This is a genomic window from Psychrobacter sp. (genome assembly GCF_036731945.1).
GTDB lineage: Bacteria > Pseudomonadota > Gammaproteobacteria > Pseudomonadales > Moraxellaceae > Psychrobacter.
On sequence record NZ_DAINDI010000020.1, the window covers coordinates 1 to 296 of the forward strand.

Here is a 296-nt window from a genome sequence, read left to right on the forward strand (position 1 = left end):
CACGTCAATTGCATAATCGACTTTGGTACCAATGACGTCAAATTTGTCTGTAGTTTCGCTTAGTCGCGACCAAGACACATTAACGTTAGCACTCGATAATTGGGTATTGGTGATGGTGCGAATCCACGGCGTACCGCTGCGAAGTATCGTACCAATACCAATCTCACTACTAAGGCTTGGCAACCCTGCGATGTGCGTTTGATCAACCGTGCCGTTGCGGATTTCCCATTCGACGTTTTCAAAGTTTGGATTGCCGTCAGCATCCAGTAGTGGCGTGCCGTCCAGCATGATACTGG

The 296-nt window shown here is 48.6% G+C and carries 1 protein-coding gene; it reads right to left on the bottom strand.

The window, feature by feature from the left end; genetic code table 11:
* On the bottom strand, positions 1–296 hold a 296-nt coding region (gene gpJ / locus V7D75_RS05710; RefSeq protein WP_333613775.1), incomplete at both ends, for a TipJ family phage tail tip protein.